The 15,589-nt window shown below is 60.2% G+C and carries 14 protein-coding genes and 2 pseudogenes; 9 read left to right on the top strand and 7 right to left on the bottom strand.

Features of this window, described 5'->3' with window-relative positions; all coding sequences use genetic code 11:
* Positions 1-123 precede the first annotated feature (123 nt).
* The 4 genes from ACKUG4_RS08875 to ACKUG4_RS08860 all read left to right on the top strand — a co-directional run bounded on the left by ACKUG4_RS08875 (position 124) and on the right by ACKUG4_RS08860 (position 4,294).
* The gene (locus ACKUG4_RS08875; RefSeq protein ID WP_445433831.1) at positions 124-1,473 is read left to right on the top strand and encodes a GntP family permease; all 1,350 of its coding nucleotides are present in this window, start codon (positions 124-126) and stop codon (positions 1,471-1,473) included.
* A gap of 15 nt (positions 1,474-1,488) precedes the next feature.
* Positions 1,489-2,349, top strand: coding sequence for a MurR/RpiR family transcriptional regulator (locus ACKUG4_RS08870; RefSeq protein WP_007953817.1), 861 nt, complete (start codon positions 1,489-1,491; stop codon positions 2,347-2,349).
* A 1-nt stretch (position 2,350) separates the two neighbouring features.
* On the top strand, positions 2,351-3,808 hold the full coding sequence (locus ACKUG4_RS08865) for an N-acyl-D-amino-acid deacylase family protein (RefSeq protein WP_445433830.1): 1,458 nt from the start codon (positions 2,351-2,353) through the stop codon (positions 3,806-3,808).
* Between the two features lie 117 nt (positions 3,809-3,925).
* Positions 3,926-4,294, top strand: a complete 369-nt coding sequence (locus tag ACKUG4_RS08860; RefSeq protein WP_011332360.1) for a glyoxalase superfamily protein — start codon at positions 3,926-3,928, stop codon at positions 4,292-4,294.
* On the opposite strand, the gene gliR is transcribed toward ACKUG4_RS08860, so the two are convergent.
* From gliR to ACKUG4_RS08840, 4 genes and pseudogenes are all read right to left on the bottom strand, one after another.
* Positions 4,291-5,319 (bottom strand): AraC family transcriptional regulator GliR, encoded by a 1,029-nt coding sequence (gliR, locus tag ACKUG4_RS08855; protein WP_445433829.1) that lies wholly within the window; start codon positions 5,317-5,319, stop codon positions 4,291-4,293. The genes ACKUG4_RS08860 and gliR overlap by 4 nt on opposite strands.
* A gap of 239 nt (positions 5,320-5,558) precedes the next feature.
* The gene (locus ACKUG4_RS08850) at positions 5,559-5,942 is read right to left on the bottom strand and encodes a DUF6124 family protein (RefSeq protein WP_011332363.1); all 384 of its coding nucleotides are present in this window, start codon (positions 5,940-5,942) and stop codon (positions 5,559-5,561) included.
* A 470-nt stretch (positions 5,943-6,412) separates the two neighbouring features.
* Positions 6,413-7,009, bottom strand: a pseudogene (locus ACKUG4_RS08845) (methyl-accepting chemotaxis protein); the annotation flags it as partial.
* Positions 7,010-7,318: 309 nt separating this feature from the next.
* Positions 7,319-8,332: pseudogene (locus ACKUG4_RS08840) on the bottom strand (methyl-accepting chemotaxis protein); the annotation flags it as partial.
* A 243-nt stretch (positions 8,333-8,575) separates the two neighbouring features.
* Here ACKUG4_RS08840 and pmrG point away from each other — a divergent pair.
* Positions 8,576-9,247: a lipopolysaccharide core heptose(II)-phosphate phosphatase PmrG gene (gene pmrG, locus ACKUG4_RS08835; RefSeq protein ID WP_445433828.1), complete on the top strand. Its 672-nt coding sequence runs from the start codon at positions 8,576-8,578 to the stop codon at positions 9,245-9,247.
* Positions 9,244-10,065 carry a phosphatase PAP2 family protein gene (locus tag ACKUG4_RS08830; RefSeq protein ID WP_445433827.1) on the top strand — a complete coding sequence of 274 codons (822 nt, stop codon included), beginning with the start codon at positions 9,244-9,246 and terminating at the stop codon, positions 10,063-10,065. Before pmrG ends, ACKUG4_RS08830 begins: the two co-directional genes overlap by 4 nt.
* Before the next feature lie 65 nt (positions 10,066-10,130).
* Here the strand turns inward: ACKUG4_RS08830 and ACKUG4_RS08825 are convergent, their stop codons facing one another.
* Complete coding sequence (locus tag ACKUG4_RS08825; protein ID WP_445433826.1) at positions 10,131-11,564, bottom strand: ArnT family glycosyltransferase; 1,434 nt, start codon at positions 11,562-11,564, stop codon at positions 10,131-10,133.
* Positions 11,565-11,632: 68 nt separating this feature from the next.
* Positions 11,633-12,220: a ribosomal protein S5-alanine N-acetyltransferase gene (rimJ, locus tag ACKUG4_RS08820; RefSeq protein ID WP_445433825.1), complete on the bottom strand. Its 588-nt coding sequence runs from the start codon at positions 12,218-12,220 to the stop codon at positions 11,633-11,635.
* Between the two features lie 143 nt (positions 12,221-12,363).
* Between rimJ and ACKUG4_RS08815 the strand changes: the two genes are divergently transcribed.
* On the top strand, positions 12,364-12,942 hold the full coding sequence (locus tag ACKUG4_RS08815; protein ID WP_445433824.1) for a GNAT family N-acetyltransferase: 579 nt from the start codon (positions 12,364-12,366) through the stop codon (positions 12,940-12,942).
* Between the two features lie 94 nt (positions 12,943-13,036).
* Here the strand turns inward: ACKUG4_RS08815 and ACKUG4_RS08810 are convergent, their stop codons facing one another.
* Positions 13,037-13,405, bottom strand: a complete 369-nt coding sequence (locus ACKUG4_RS08810) for a DUF6124 family protein (RefSeq protein WP_221615020.1) — start codon at positions 13,403-13,405, stop codon at positions 13,037-13,039.
* Between the two features lie 516 nt (positions 13,406-13,921).
* On the opposite strand from ACKUG4_RS08810, the gene ACKUG4_RS08805 reads away from it, so the two are divergent.
* Both ACKUG4_RS08805 and ACKUG4_RS08800 read left to right on the top strand, forming a co-directional pair.
* A complete protein-coding gene (locus ACKUG4_RS08805) occupies positions 13,922-15,421 on the top strand; it encodes a type I restriction-modification system subunit M (RefSeq protein WP_445433823.1) in 1,500 nt (499 codons plus the stop codon).
* Complete coding sequence (locus ACKUG4_RS08800; RefSeq protein WP_445433822.1) at positions 15,418-15,588, top strand: hypothetical protein; 171 nt, start codon at positions 15,418-15,420, stop codon at positions 15,586-15,588. Before ACKUG4_RS08805 ends, ACKUG4_RS08800 begins: the two co-directional genes overlap by 4 nt.
* Position 15,589: the final 1 nt, after the last annotated feature.

Below are 15,589 nucleotides of genomic sequence, written 5' to 3'. Positions count from 1 at the left end.
ATCAAAAAACGACAACCCTTGTCCCTCCACGAAAATTACTTTCACTTGGTTTGAAAACTCGATCTCGAAATGATTTATGAGTTTCACAACCCATTCGAACGTGACCCTTTCGAGGAGTACCGCATGACACCGTCCTTCGGCTATTGGCTGCTGGTGTACGCCGCCGTTGCCATCATCAACCTGATCGTTCTGATCGCCCGTTACCGGCTCAATCCGTTCATTGTCATCACCCTGATTTCCATTGGCCTCGCGCTGGTGGCGGGGATGCCGCCGTCCGGGGTGGTGGGGGCTTACGAGGCCGGGGTGGGCAAGACGCTGGGGCACATTGCGCTGGTGGTGGCGCTGGGGACGATGCTCGGCAAGATGATGGCCGAGTCCGGTGGCGCCGAGCAGATGGCGCGCACGCTGATCGAGCGCTTTGGCGAGAAGAACGCGCACTGGGCGATGGTGTGCATTGCATTTCTGGTGGGGCTGCCGCTGTTTTTCGAAGTCGGTTTCGTGTTGCTGGTGCCGATTGCCTTTACCGTGGCGCGGCGGGTGGGCGTGTCGATTCTGATGGTCGGTCTGCCGATGGTCGCCGGGCTGTCGGTGGTGCATGCGCTGGTGCCGCCGCACCCGGCGGCGATGCTGGCGGTGCAGGCCTATCAGGCGTCGGTCGGGCAGACCTTGCTGTACGCAATTGCCATCGGCATTCCGACGGCGATCATTGCCGGCCCCCTGTACGCCAAATTCATCGTGCCGCGCATTCAGTTGCCGGCGGATAACCCGCTGGAAAAACAATTCCTCGAACGCGAACCCCGCGACAGCCTGCCGGGTTTCGGCATCACCATGGCCACCATTCTGTTGCCGGTGGTGCTGATGCTGATCGGCGGCTGGGCCAACCTGATTTCCACGCCGGGCAGCGCTTTCAATCAGTTCCTGTTGTTCATCGGCAATTCGGTGATCGCGCTGTTGCTGGCGACGCTGTTGAGTTTCTGGACGCTCGGCATTGCGCAGGGTTTCAACCGCGAATCGATCCTCAAGTTCACCAACGAATGCCTGGCGCCGACCGCCAGCATCACCTTGTTGGTGGGCGCTGGTGGCGGTCTGAACCGGATTCTGGTGGACGCCGGCGTCACCGATCAGATCGTCGGTCTGGCCCACGAATTTCACCTGTCGCCGCTGATCATGGGCTGGCTGTTCGCCGCGTTGATGCGCATCGCCACCGGTTCGGCCACGGTCGCGATGACCACGGCTTCCGGCGTGGTCGCGCCCGTGGCCATCGGTCTGGGTTATCCACACCCGGAACTGCTGGTGCTGGCGACCGGCGCGGGCTCGGTTATCTTTTCCCACGTCAACGACGGCGGCTTCTGGTTGATCAAGGAATACTTCAACATGACCGTGGCCCAGACGTTCAAGACCTGGACGGTGCTGGAAACCCTGATCTCGGTTGTCGCTTTCGCCCTGACCGTCGGTCTTTCTTACCTGCTGTAGTCGGAGTTATCCGCCATGGACATCCTTTATCAGATCCGCGCCCGTCAGGATTCCTTCAGCGCCGGTGAAGGACGCATCGCCCGTCTGATGCTCGACGACGTAGGATTTGCCGCTTCCGCCAGCCTCGAAGAGCTGGCGCAGCGGGCCGAAGTCAGCACCGCCACGCTGTCGCGCTTCGCCCGCACCGTCGGTTGTCGCGACCTGCGCGATCTGCGACTGCAACTGGCCCAGGCCAGCGGCGTCGGCAGCCGTTTTCTCGACCCGGCGGGCACGCCCGAACAGTCGGCGTTTTACGGGCAGATCGTCGGCGATATTGAAACCACACTGCGCCAGCATCTGGCGGCGTTCGACGAATCGCGCTTCGCCGATGCGGTGAAACTGCTGGGCCAGGCGCGGATGATCCACGCCTTTGGCATCGGCGGTTGCTCGACCCTGTGCAGCGATGAGTTGCAGGTGCGACTGGTACGCCTCGGCTACCCGATTGCGGTGTGCCACGATGCGGTGATGATGCGCGTCACCGCCGCCAGCCTCAGCGCCGAGCAGGTGGTGATCGTCTGTTCGCTGACCGGCATCACCCCGGAGTTGCTGGAGACCGTAGCGCTGGCGCGCAACTACGGCGCACGGATTCTCGCCATCACCCGCGCCGACTCGCCGCTGGCGGAACTGGCCGACATCGTCCTGCCGCTGCAAGGCGCCGAGACCTCGTTCATCTACAAACCGACGGCGGCGCGCTACGGCATGCTGCTGGCCATCGACGTGCTGGCCACCGAGCTTGCGCTGGCCAATCCTGAAGACAATCAAGAACGTCTGCGGCGGATCAAACTCGCCCTCGACGAATACCGTGGCGGCGACGATCACCTGCCGCTGGGAGACTGACATGCTGTACGACACTCTGATTCGCAACGCGCTGGTCATCGACGGCAGCAACAGCCCCGGTTACGCCGCCGACGTGGCGATCCTCGATGGCCGCATCGCGCAGATCGGCGACTTGCGCGATGCCCGCGCCACCGATGAAATCGACGCCGCTGGCCGTGTGCTGGCGCCGGGTTTCATCGACGTGCACACCCACGACGACACCGTGGTGATCCGCCAGCCGCAGATGCTGCCCAAGCTCAGCCAGGGCGTGACCACGGTGATTGTCGGCAACTGCGGGATCAGTGCGGCGCCGGTCAGCTTGCGCGGCGATCCGCCGGATCCGATGAACCTGCTCGGCTCGGCGGCAGCGTTCGTCTATCCGCGTTTCAGCGATTATCGGGCGGCGGTCGAAGCGGCCAACACCACGTTGAACGTGGCGGCGCTGGTCGGGCATACGGCGCTGCGCAGCAATCATCTTGATGATCTGTTTCGCACCGCCACCGACGCTGAAATCACCACCATGCGCGAGCAGTTGCGTGAAAGCCTGGAGGCGGGCGCCCTTGGTTTATCCACAGGGCTGGCGTATGCGAGCGCGTTCTCGGCATCCACCGATGAAGTCATGCAATTGACCGAAGAGTTGAATGCATTTGGCGCGGTGTACACCACCCACCTGCGCAGTGAATTCGAACCGGTGCTGGAAGCAATGGACGAGGCCTTCCGCATCGGCCGCCACGCCCGATCGCCAGTGATCATTTCCCACCTCAAATGTGCCGGCGCCGGTAACTGGGGGCGCAGTCCGCAGTTGCTCGCCTCGCTGGAGGAGGCGGCGAAAACCCACCCGGTCGGCTGCGATTGCTACCCGTATGCGGCGAGTTCTTCGACCCTGGATCTGAAGCAGGTCACTGACGCCCACCGCATCACCATCACCTGGTCGACGCCGCATCCGGAAATGGGCGGTCGCGACCTGATGGACATCGCCGCCGAATGGAACCTGTCATTGCTCGACGCCGCCAGACGCCTGCAACCGGCGGGCGCGGTGTATTACGGCATGGACGAGAACGACGTGCGCCGGATCCTCGCCCATCCGCTGTCGATGGTTGGCTCCGATGGCCTGCCGGAAGACCCGTTCCCGCACCCGCGTCTGTGGGGTGCTTTCCCACGGGTGCTCGGACATTTCAGTCGTGATGTCGACCTGTTTCCGCTGCACACCGCCGTGCACAAGATGACCGGTCTGTCGGCCGCGCGTTTTGGCTTGAAGGAAAGGGGCGAGATTCGTGAAGGACACTGGGCGGATCTGGTGTTGTTCGACCCGGCGACCGTGCGTGACGTGGCGGATTTCAACGACCCGCAACGTGCCGCCCAAGGCATTGATGGCGTGTGGATCAATGGCGTGTTGAGTTATCGCGACGGCCAGGCCAACGGGCAAACAGCAGGGCGGTTCCTGGCGCGCCAGGGCGATCTGCGCGACGGCTTTCGTTGAATTTTGCTGACTGCGTCACGGTGATGGCACATTGCAATTAAAGAAAGCCATCACCAAGCCGAATTGCTGACATCCACCCCGGCTACACTCTGGGGCCAATCAGTCAGGGAGCAACCCATGAGCTTCGGCAAAACCACCCCGATCCTGCGGATTTTCGATGAAGCCAAAGCCGTGGAGTTCTACGTCGACTTCCTCGGATTCAAGATCGACTGGCAGCACCGTTTCGAACCCGGTTTCCCGTTGTACCTGCAAGTGTCGCGTGGCGAGTGTGTGCTGCATCTGTCCGAACACCACGGCGATGCCACACCGGGTTCGGCTCTGCGGATCGAGACCGATGAACTGGAGGCGTTTCAGCAGCAGTTGCTGGCCAAGGAATACAAGTTTTCGCATCCACAGATTCAGGCCATGCCGTGGGGCAGCCAGGACATGACCATCGCCGATCCGTTCGGCAATCGTCTGGTGTTCACCAACGCGATCAGCCTCTAGCCGTCGTTCGAGACCCGGTGAGCCTGCCGAAACTCACCGGGCGGCATGCCGCGTCGGCTCTTGAAGGCGCGGTGAAAGGAGCGTGATTCGCTGAAGCCCAGATACTGGGCGATGTCCTGAATCGGCAGGGTGCTGTTGAGCAGGTAATGCTCGGCCAGTTCCTGGCGCAGTTCATCGAGAATCTGCTGATACGACGTGCCGGCCTGATGCAACTGGCGCTGCAGTGTGCGCACCGACACGGCGAGATGTTCGGCCACTTGTTCCTTGCGCGGCAGGCCTTCCTTGAGCAACTGGCGCAGAATGCTTTTGACCCGCTGCTCCAGCGACGCATCCTCCAGTGTCGCCATCAAACTCTGCGCGTGCTCTTCCAGGGTGCGCAGCAAATGCGCATCGGCCTGGCGCAACGGCAACTGCAAATACGGTAGCGGCACGATCAGTGCGGAATACGCCTGATCGAACAGCACCGGGCATTCAAAAAACTGTTCGTACTGCGTCAGCGTCGTGCCCGCCGGGAGTGAGTGTTCCAGCCACACCGCGGCCGGCGACAGTCGGGTATCGGCGATCCAGCGCGCGTATTGCAGCCAGGAGCCGAGCACGTTTTCCACCAGATGCCGGCGAATCCGCGGCCGCTCAAAGCGACAGCTCCAGATCAGGTGTACGTGGCTGTCGTGCACCTCGGCGCGGCTGACGCCCATGTCGCCCACCAGTTTTTCGAACGGCATGATGCGGCTCATGGCATCGCCCAATGTCGCGCAATTCATGGTGATGTAACCCAGCACGCTCCACGAGTTGGGCAGGACGAAATTCGCCGCGTTGAGGCCGAACAGCGGATCGCCCGAGTGTTCGCAAAAGTAATCGAGCAACCGCTCATGGGTTTCACCCGGCAAGCGCAGGCTGTTGTCGCTCAACTGCTGCGCCTGCAACCCGGCCGCCGCCAACGCAGGCTCGATGGCCATGCCCAGATGTTCGGCATGGCGCAGGTACTTGAGCAGCGGTGGGACGGAGGTGAAGCCGAGCGATTGCATGACCGAATCCTCTTTATCGAGGCCGCCGTGGGCGGATGAGCGCTCTGAAAGGTAATTTGAATCCGCGAATAAAGTAAATGGCTGACGCTTGCGCGACGTTGGGGGTTGAGGTGATCAACCCTTGGAGAATTTGAGCGAGACAAGCCTAAAGTCTTTGTGACAAAGCCCGCGTCCTGCGGGCTTTGTCATTGAACGATCAATAAGAAGCGGCGAGTGCACCGCACTCGCCACCTCCCGCATCAATCCGTCGGCACGACCTTGTCCAGCGCACGGTTAACGGCCAGTTCGGCGATCATCACGATCTGGGCGATGCCTTGCAGGGTCTTGCGGTGGCTGCCCTCGACCAGCGCCACATGATTGTTGAGCATGACGGTGGCGGAGCCGAGGGATTCGCTGGCGTCGACCAGCAGGGATTCGGTGTCGGCTTCGGGATGAGCCTGATAGAGAGTGTTGGGTTTGTAGGGCGCGGCCATGATGTGGGCGCTGAGTGGACCCAGGTGATAATCGAGGGCGCGCTCGGCGGCTTCGTTGAAGCGTTTCGAGCCGGGGCATTCGTAGGGGGATGCTGGATCCGGGAGGGTTGTGGGTTCGGTGAGCGGTGGGTTTGGCGTTACCTTGAACATGGGTGACTAACCTCTGGTTAGGCCGCACCTTTTCGCCGCTAAGCGAAAGGGTGGCAGCTGTGCGCAAGTTAGCGGACCGGTAAGTCACCCAAAACCCGGCGCACCCGAAGGTGCCATGCGCACAGCCACCATCAAGTGCAGGCTGGCGCCTGACTGGATTCGACATGTGCAACCGTTGGGGGACATTCCGAACCGCTAAGTTCGATCACTGGAAATCAGTGACGCAATCAAATTACGCAGCCAGCCCAAGGCGCACAAGCCGGCGGATTCTGGCGTAGCCGTAGGCAACGGCGCAAGGTTTTGTGGGCTTCGGGACGTATCACGGCGTGTCCTTAAACACCCCTGATCAAGCGTGTGTAATTGCGTTTCAGAACGCGTCATCCACTTCCTGAAGTTGGCAATTTCCGGGCAAAAAAGAAGGGCAGCTTTTCAGCTGCCCTTCTTTGTACATCGGCGTTCGTGTGCGGGGTTTACACGCGGAAATGACTCACCATCTGCTGCAACTGCCCACCCAACCGCGCCAGTTCAACGCTGGACTTGGCGGTCTCATCACTCGCCGCCGCGGTCTGTTCCGACACGTCGCGGACGTTGATGATGCTGCGGCTGATTTCTTCGGCCACGGCGCTTTGCTGTTCGGCGGCAGCGGCGATCTGCTGGTTCATCGACTGGATGTTCGACACCGTGCGGGTGATGTTTTCCAGGGAGTCGCCAGCCTTGCGGGTCAGGGCGACGCTGCTGTCGGTCAGGGCGCGGCTGTTGTTCATGACGGCAGCCACTTGCTGCGTGCCGTTCTGCAGACCGGCCACCAGACCTTCGATTTCCTCGGTGGATTTCTGCGTGCGCTGGGCCAGGCCACGGACTTCATCGGCGACCACGGCAAAACCGCGACCGGCCTCACCGGCACGGGCGGCTTCGATGGCGGCGTTGAGGGCCAGCAGGTTGGTCTGTTCGGCCACAGCCTTGATCACGTCCATGACGCTGCCGATCTTGTCGCTTTCCTGTTGCAGCACGCTCATGGCTTCGGTGGAACGCACCACTTCGCTGGCCAGACGCTCGATCTGGGCGATGGCTTCGTTCACCACTTTGTCGCCTTCGCGGGCTTCGCCGTCAGCGGCGGCTGCGGCTTGCGAGGCTTCTTCGGCATTGCGCGCGACTTCCTGCACAGTGGCAGTCATTTCGTGCATGGCGGTGGCGACCTGATCGGTCTCGACCTTCTGGCTGTTCACGCCGGCACTGGTCTGTTCGGTCACGGCCGACAGTTCTTCGGCGGCGCTGGCGATCTGGGTCACGCCGTCGCGGATGCCGCTGATCAGGTCGCGCAGGGTCACGCCCATGCGGGCGATGCCTTGTTGCAGCACGCCGAGTTCGTCGCGGCGGGTGACGATCACGTTCTGGCTCAGGTCGCCGCTGGCGATGCGGTCGACCACGGCCATGGTTTCCTGCAGCGGACGGGTGATCTGACGGGTGATGATGAAGGCAGCGATGATGCCGACCAGCAACGCCAGCAGGGTGCTGATCAGTTGCAGTGTGCGGGCCTGGGCGCTTTCCGCGTCACGACGATCCAGCTGGATCTGATACAGCTGCTCGCTCAGCGATACGATCAGGTTGCCCTGATCGGTCATTTCCTTGCGCGCCTGCACCGCATCGGTGTTGGCGTTCTTGAAGGCCTGCAAGGCGCTGCGGTAGTTGGTCAGTGCGGTTTCCAGCTGACGCAGGGCGTCCTGTTGGGTGCTGGCGAAATGCATGTTCAGTGGCTTGAGGCTGGCGATGGCCGCATCCAGTTGGCCGACGGCTTTCTGCTCGGTCTCGGCGTTGGCGGTGGCGGTGTAGCCGCGCACTTCGTAGCGCGCCAGGATAAACGCTTCCTTGGCGGCGGTGACAGCCTGGAACTGCTCGAAACGCTCATCGCTCAGCGGCATTTGCTGGACGCGGTTGCTCAGCGCTTCGATCAGGCCGTAAGCCGTCGTGGCACTGGAGGCCATCGAGTCGCGCGCCGTGTTGCCAGTGCGGTAGGCGTTACGCATCTTGTTCAAGGACGTCTGGTACTCGGCGATGGTCGCCGCCTGCTCCTTGAGCAGTTTGACGTTTTCCGGGCTCTTGAAGCTGCTGATCAGCTTCTGCTGTTGGGCGGCGAACCCGTCGAGGGTGGTCTGCACGTTCTGCGCGGCGGTTTCATCGCCGTTGGTCAGCATGTATTGCAGGCGCACCACGCGCAGTTTGGTCAGGCCAGCGTTGAGCTGGGTGATGTCGCTCATCCAGTTGCTGCGGTCAATCAGGCCGCCCAGGCTGGTCCAGCCAGTGAGCGCCAGAATGCAGGTCAGGGCCAGGACGAGGCCGAATCCGAGCCCCAGTTTCAGGTTCACGCTGATGTTGCCGAACCAGCTATTCATCACAAATCCTCCAGAAAACGTTGTGCGTCTTGATCGTCGGTCAGGCTGGAAGATTGTTGTTTTTTTGCGCCAGCAAGGGTGTAAGCAGGACTGTATCGGCCGCAAATCCGAGAGCTGAAAGGATTTTGTCCTACGGAATTTGTAACAGGCACTCACAAGACTTTTTTCACATGGGTTTCACTGCCTGCCCACGCCGTGCTCTCTAACCTCGTCGCATCGAATGACAAGTGATGGCGGCTTTTTGTGGAATTGCGACTGAGTCTGTTCGGCGTCAAGCGCTCGATTGATCTGAGCGGTCTGGCCCGTTTTCGAAACACTTGGGTGGTATTGGCGGCCTCGGTGCTGGTGATCCCTTTGACCCTCTGGCTGCTGGCACCGGCGGCGGTGCCTGACCTTGCCCATGGCAATGTGGCCGGGGCGCAGGCGCTCAAGGAGGGCTGGAACAAAGGCGACATCATCGTGCTGGTGCGCCACGTCGAGCGCTGCGACCACTCGAAAGCCGCTTGCCTGAGCGGCCACGATGGCATCACCGATCGCTCGCGCAGTGTCGCGGTGAGCGTCGGCGCGCAGTTCGAGCAGTTGGGCCTGGACAAGGCCGACGTCTACAACAGCCCGATGGTGCGCACGGTGCAGACCGCCGGCTACATGTTCAACAAGGCCGCGACCGGCGAAGACTGGTTGATCAGTTGCAAGGGCCGGATGTTGCAGGATGCGCTCGCGCACAAAGTCCCGGGGCGCAACCTGATTCTGGTGACCCACAGCGAATGCATGGCGCAGCTGGAAAAAGACCTCAAGGTGCCGGCCTCGACCCTCGGGTACGGCGCGTCGCTGTTTGTTTCCGCCGCCAGCCCGGCGGCCCCACAGATGCTCGGCTTCATTGAAGCCTCCGACTGGCGCACGGTGACCACCCAATGAAATCACGCTTTTACGCTTACAACTTCGGCATCCCGCTGCTCTGCGCAGCCGTGGTTTTTTTGATGTTCGACATGACCAATATCGACATCGCCTTCAGCAATCTGCTGTTCGATCCACTGACCCACACCTTTCCGCTCGACAAGATTCACTTTTTTGAAAAACTGACCCACAAGTGGGCGCGGATCATTCCGAACTGGACGGCGGAAATCGCCTTGATCGGCGCCATGTTGTCGTTTGTCTGGCCGCTGCTGAAACCGCAAAAGCATCCGCGCCTGGGCGGGTTTCTTGAGCGCAGTAAAGTCGCCCCGGTGCTGCGCTTTGCCGCCGAGCACCGTAGGGATTTTCTGTTTGTGGTGGTGGCTTTCGCGGTCTGCACCGGGGTGATCCATTTCCTCAAGGCACACACCAGCGTCTACTGCCCGATCGAGACCACGCTGTACGGCGGAAAGATGCCGCACATCGAGTGGTACAACAATTTCCAGCTGTTCCACGAAGCGGGTGAAGGGCGTTGCTGGCCGGGCGGTCATGCTTCCGGTGGCTTCACCATGCTGGCGCTGTATTTCGTGGCGCGTCGTTACCAGTGGCGTTTCTCCAGCGCGTTGCTGTGGGGCTCGCTGCTGCTCGGTTTTGTCTACGGCACTACGCGGGTCCTACAGGGCTGGCACTACATGTCCCACACGTTCTGGGCCGGCATCTTCGTGTGGCTGGCGTGTTTGCTGACGGCGCTGGCGTTCTACGAGCGGGCTCGTCTGGAGTTGCCGGTGTTGAGCAAGCGAGAGCGGAAGGTGTTCGGCGCACAGCCTGAGGTTTCTCTCTGAGTCCTCGCCGCTGAAATGAAAAACCCGCCATCACCGGCGGGTTTTTCGTTTGTGCTGTCGTGGCTTCAATAGCCCACGAAGTAATACGCCTGGCGCCCGACCATCATGGTCTTGTGGACTTTCAGCGGGGCGGCGGGTTCGCTGTCTCCCGACATCACGGCGATGTGCGAGGGCGATGCACTGAGAAACTCCCGTAGCTGCGCATCGGTGTCCAGGCCCTTGAGTACGCTTTGGGTGTAGAACACGCTGGCGCCGCCGACCCGTTCGTTGGCTTGAAACAGCGCGACCTGATTGCCGCTCGCCTGCAGGGCCTGAATGTGTTCGGTCAGCGGCAGGAACGACAGGTGTTTATCGGCGTTCGGCAGTGCCCATTGCGCGGCGCCAAGGTAGCTGGCGATGACCACCGCCAGTATCCCCGCCGCCACTGTCTGACGATGCCGGGCGATTCGTCCGACAAAACCGTTCTTGTGATCCTTCAACCTTTCGAACAGCACGCCTGCATATTCCGCCGCGATCACTGCCGCTGCGGGTGTCATCGACATCAGGTACACCGTGCGTTTGCTTGAGGCCAGGGTCAGCAGGATGAATTGCGCGATTATCCACAGGCTGAAAAACAGCAGGTAACGATTGGCCTTCAGCTCCTTGCGAAAATGCCACAACCCCAGATACACCAGAATGTTCCAGGGCAGAAACGCCTGCGGCAGTTTGGCGAGGTAGTAGTAAAACGGCTCGTAGTGGCCGGCTTCGACGAACGATCCGCTGAAACGTCCGACGCTGTTGGTCAACAACACTTCGCTGACGGCCTGGACGCCGCCGCGCTGATAGAGCACGGCGAGCCAGATCATCAGCGGGATCAGGCCGATAAGGGTCAGCAAACCCGGACGCAGCCAGTCCGTCAGCTTGAAGCGCTTGCCCATCAGGTTGTCGGCCAGCAGAAAAGCGAAAATCACCACGCCCGGCATCGCCAGGCCGAGCACGCCTTTGCTCAACGTAGCGATCGCAATCCCGACTACAAACAGCAACGAATTGCCTGGGGTCGATGTTCGCTGCGCCTGAAAGAACGCCAACAGTGCCGTGGTCACTCCAAGTGCGAGCAACGCATCCTCGCCGACGCCGCGCACGTTGCTCCAGTAACTGGCCATGGTCGCCAGCAGAATCCCCGCCGTCCAGGCGATGGCCTTCGGGCGTTCGAAGCGGCGCAACATGGCGTACAGCAGCATCACGCTGAGCAACCCGGCCACCGCCGACGCCAGTCGCACCGCCCAGGGCGAGACACCGAAAACCCGCAGGGCGCCGGCATCCAGCCACAGACTCAGGGGCGGTTTTTCCAGAAAGGGCTCGCCGAACAGGCGCGGCGTCACCCAGTCATTGTCCAGGTGCATTTCCATCGCAATGCCCGCAACCCGGGCCTCGGTGGAGCCTTGCAGTTGATGGCTGCCGAGGGCGAAAAAGAACAGCAGGGCGGCAAGCAGAAGCAGAGAAGAGGCGGCACGCGACATGGGTTCAGGCAACCGGAAGTGAGCGGAAACCCGAGCTTACGCGGCCATTCCTTAATAATTTGTGAACGTCACGACAGCGGTCGCGACCAGCGTTGCTCCGACGTTTCGAAACGCGGATTGACCCGCGCCGTCAGCACATGATCCTGCCAGCGCCCGGCAATGTTCAGATACGCCTTGGCATAGCCTTCACGCTCGAACCCGAGGCGCTCCAGCAACCGGGCACTGCGTTCATTGCCGGGAATGTAGTTGGCCATGATCCGGTGCAGGTTCTGGGTGTCGAACATATAGGCGATGGCCGCCTCCAGCGCTTCCTGCATCAAACCCTTGCCCTGATGCGCCTCGTCGATGTGATAACCCAGATAACACGCCTGAAACGCACCGCGGATGATCCCGCTGAAATTGCAGGCCCCGATCATTTGCGCGCCGTCCGGGGTCAGCAACGCCATATGCACCGCCAGCCCGGCTTCGAAGGCACTGGCCTGTATTTCAAGGCGTCGGCGGATCTGTTCAGTGGAAAAGTAATCGGTGGTGCGAATCGGTGACCACGGCGCGAGGTGACGTTGATTGCGCTGGTAGAACGCGCTTTCCAGCGGCGCCTGATCCGGGTCGAGTACCGCGAGCGTCAGGCGTTGACAGGGCAGGGTCAGCAGCGGCATCGGGTGCTCCGGAGGCAGGGGATGATTGACAGAATTGTCCGGCCGGACGGAAAACACAACTGGATCGCCGAACGCAGAGCCCTATAAATTTCCCTGATTCACTTCACATCCGGTTATGAGATTCGTCGTTCAAGGAGGACATGATGGAATGGGCATTCAACGCGGGGGAGCGGTCGCTGCGACTGATACCGGCGGATCCGGCGTTTTACTCGTTGTTTCAGCAGGCGCTGAGCGCCAGTTACCTCGATCATTCGGAATTTCTGCCTTGGCCGCGTGAGTACACCAACGCGGAGCAGGCGCTCGAGTTTCTGCTGAAGGCTCGAAAAGAATTCAACAGCGAAACCGGCGAGCGACGATGGCTGATCGTGACCGAGGACGGGCAAGCGCTAATCGGTTGCATCGGACTCAAGCCCCGCTCGCGCAACCGCTACGTCGTGGGTTATTGGGCCAACACCGAGCAATCGGGCAAGGGCTACATGCGCGCCGCCCTCACGCATCTGCTCAACAACCTTCCTGAATTCACCTTTTACCTGACGGCGTCCTCTGCCAATGCGCGAAGCCGGCGTCTGGCCGAGGCTGTCGGGTTTGTGTTGATCAGGATCCACCCAGGGGCCCGGCAATCGGAACGGCACGGCGAGCAAGACACCTGCGTCTATCGCCTGCCAGGCAAAGCGCAGGCGAAAAAAAGCCCGCAGGAGCGCGGGCGAACCGTAGTTTCTTGAATGAGCGAGGCCAATGTACACGGCCATCACCGCCGCCGGGGTGAAGAAAAGTTCATGTCGATGAACGACTTGCGTCATCGACGAACGGTCGTTTTCAGTGCACGACAGGCGCCGTCGTACGGGGCACCAGATTCACTGGATCCAGGTTCTCCACGGCGCGATTGACCAGCATTTCGGTCATGATCGACAGCTGCCGGATCGCCAGCAACCGGCTGCGCTGAGAGCCTGTGAAATCATCGGCGATGTTCGCCGTCATCATGTTGAGCGCCGCGAGGGTTTCACAGGCATGGGTCAGCAGAGTGGCCGTATCCACATCGGTGCGCACGGAGAAAATCTCGTTGAAAGGCAGGGTGCGACGCGGCTTTCTCACGTATTCCTGAGGCTGGGCAAGCACAGCGGGTTCTTTCGATTCGGACTCGTGAGACGGTGTTTGATCAGGCAGGCTTGGGGTGTCTTTTTTCATGACGAGGCTCCATGGTTTCAGGCTCCCGGCGAATCCCTTTGGTAAACCATCTGCCGGGTTGCAGCGGAGCGCGAAGACTAGCGTTTGGAAGCATCTTGAACCAGTTCATGAAAGTCGACGCGGGTTGCGGGAAATTTCCTAGGACGGTGGCTGGAGGCATCATGCGGATGCTGAATTGCAGATGCGACAAGGCCCGCACTGGGCGGGCCTTGTCGGGCCGGGGTAAGTTGAACAGGATTGCTAAATTGTTGATTTTGATAGGTTATTTTCTTTTAGAGATTTGTGTGGAATACCTTTTGGAATGCCAGAGGTTTCCGCAGGTTGTTGAGATTTTCAGCGATATCTCTGCCAGTTGTCTTGACTAAGCTGAAGCGCTTCCACCCTCACAGCGCTAAGGCCTCCGTAGTTTCGACATGCGGACCTTCGATTCGGTGATATCCAGTACACTTGCCCCATCTCTAGCCTGCCAGCGGAGCAGGCTACCCGAACAGCTGCTCAAGATTTTTTCGAGTAAAAATGACCCTGATTAAATTAAAAGACCTTGAAGCGCACCTATGGCACGCCGCACACATCATCACCGGCCCCATTGACGCCTCCGACTACAAAACCTACATATTCCCGATCCTATTCTTCAAACGGATCTGCGATGTATATGACGAAGAGTTTGAAGAGGTGCTGGCCAAGGTCGGAAGCGCGGAGCTGGCGCGGGAGAAAATCTTCCATCGCATCCAGATTCCTGTTGGCAGCCACTGGGATGACGTCTTCGCCAAGTCCCACGATATCGGCAAGGCACTTAAGGATGCTTTTCTAGGCATAGAGCAAGCCAACACCCAGTTGCATGGCATCTTCGGCGATGCCAGTTGGACCAATAAAGAGCGCTTGCCGGATGAGCTGCTAGCTACGCTGCTCAACCACTTCAACAAAGTCGATCTCGGGGTTGCCAGCGTTCGTAACGACGATATGGGTCGCGCCTACGAATACCTGATCAAGCGCTTTGCCGACAAAGCCAACAAGAAAGCCGGTGAGTTCTACACCCCGCGCACTATTGTGCGGCTGATGGTCAACATTCTTGACCCCAAAGCGGGTGAAAGCGTTTATGACCCGGCTTGCGGTACGGGCGGCATGTTGCTGGAGACCATTCACCACGTTCGAGAAAATGCGGGTGATCCCCGGCTGCTGAAGCTCAAAGGTCAGGAAAAGAACTTAACTACTGAAGCCATTGCCCGCATGAACCTGTTCCTCCACGGCCAGGAAGACTTTGAGATTGTTCGTGGAGATACCCTGCGTGAGCCCAAGTTTCTGATCTACGACCGGCTCGAAACCTTTGATTGTGTGATCGCCAATCCACCGTTCAGCCTCAGTGAGTGGGGTCATGAACAATGGGCGGCGGACGCCTACAGCCGCAACAGTCACGGCCTGGCCCCGAAAACCAACGGTGACTTTGCCTGGGTACAGCACATGTTCGCCTCCCTCAATGCCGATGGGCGAATGGCGGTTGTGCTGCCTCATGGCGTGCTGTTCCGTGGTGCGGCAGAGGACCGAATCCGCACCAGCCTGCTCCAAGAAAACCGCATTGAAGCCATTATCGGCGTAGCGCCCAACCTGTTTTACGGCACCGCTATCCCGGCTTGCATTCTGTTGCTGCGCAAGCAGCGCCCTGATGAGCATCGTGACCATGTGCTTATCATCAATGCCGAGGAGATTTTCACCAAAGGCCGCGCGCAAAACACCCTCAGCAATGCCCAGGCGGATCAGATTTACCATATCTACCTAGAGCAGTATCAGCAAGGCCCCTCTGCCATAGTATTGGAAGGCGTAGCGCGCTGGGTGCCGGTGGGCGAAATTGCCGAAAACGACTTCAACCTGAACATTGCCCGCTATGTGCAAAAACCACTGGAAGAAGAAACCATCACCGTCGAAGAGGCGCTGAAAGACTTTCAGCAGAAACTCGCCGCACTGGAGCAGGCCGAGCAGGAGCTGGAAGAACTGCTGATCAAGGAAGGGTTTGAGCTATGAGCACGGATAGCGCCGACAGCAACACCTCGCAGTTCATCAAGCAACACGCCGAGTCGCAGTACGAGCAGTTTCACCAGCAGCGCCAACATAAAGATGCCGCCGGCGCAGACAAACGCCTCGTCGACCTGAGCCAACTTGCTCATCAGCTATTAGATAAGACTCGTTAGA

This window comes from Candidatus Pseudomonas auctus (assembly GCF_048654275.1).
Classification (GTDB): Bacteria; Pseudomonadota; Gammaproteobacteria; order Pseudomonadales; family Pseudomonadaceae; genus Aquipseudomonas; species Aquipseudomonas pharyngis.
This window is presented reverse-complemented; position numbering and strand designations above follow the sequence as displayed.

Excerpts from the sequence above, each read along its gene's own strand:
- ACKUG4_RS08875 (WP_445433831.1), top strand. The coding sequence starts at position 124 with ATGACACCGTCCTTCGGCTATTGGCTGCTGGTGTACGCCGCCGTTGCC.
- ACKUG4_RS08870 (WP_007953817.1), top strand. The coding sequence starts at position 1,489 with ATGGACATCCTTTATCAGATCCGCGCCCGTCAGGATTCCTTCAGCGCC.
- ACKUG4_RS08865 (WP_445433830.1), top strand. The coding sequence starts at position 2,351 with ATGCTGTACGACACTCTGATTCGCAACGCGCTGGTCATCGACGGCAGC.
- ACKUG4_RS08860 (WP_011332360.1), top strand. The coding sequence starts at position 3,926 with ATGAGCTTCGGCAAAACCACCCCGATCCTGCGGATTTTCGATGAAGCC.
- gliR (WP_445433829.1), bottom strand. The coding sequence starts at position 5,319 with ATGCAATCGCTCGGCTTCACCTCCGTCCCACCGCTGCTCAAGTACCTG.
- ACKUG4_RS08850 (WP_011332363.1), bottom strand. The coding sequence starts at position 5,942 with ATGTTCAAGGTAACGCCAAACCCACCGCTCACCGAACCCACAACCCTC.
- ACKUG4_RS08830 (WP_445433827.1), top strand. The coding sequence starts at position 9,244 with ATGAAATCACGCTTTTACGCTTACAACTTCGGCATCCCGCTGCTCTGC.
- ACKUG4_RS08825 (WP_445433826.1), bottom strand. The coding sequence starts at position 11,564 with ATGTCGCGTGCCGCCTCTTCTCTGCTTCTGCTTGCCGCCCTGCTGTTC.
- rimJ (WP_445433825.1), bottom strand. The coding sequence starts at position 12,220 with ATGCCGCTGCTGACCCTGCCCTGTCAACGCCTGACGCTCGCGGTACTC.
- ACKUG4_RS08815 (WP_445433824.1), top strand. The coding sequence starts at position 12,364 with ATGGAATGGGCATTCAACGCGGGGGAGCGGTCGCTGCGACTGATACCG.
- ACKUG4_RS08810 (WP_221615020.1), bottom strand. The coding sequence starts at position 13,405 with ATGAAAAAAGACACCCCAAGCCTGCCTGATCAAACACCGTCTCACGAG.
- ACKUG4_RS08805 (WP_445433823.1), top strand. The coding sequence starts at position 13,922 with ATGACCCTGATTAAATTAAAAGACCTTGAAGCGCACCTATGGCACGCC.
- ACKUG4_RS08800 (WP_445433822.1), top strand. The coding sequence starts at position 15,418 with ATGAGCACGGATAGCGCCGACAGCAACACCTCGCAGTTCATCAAGCAA.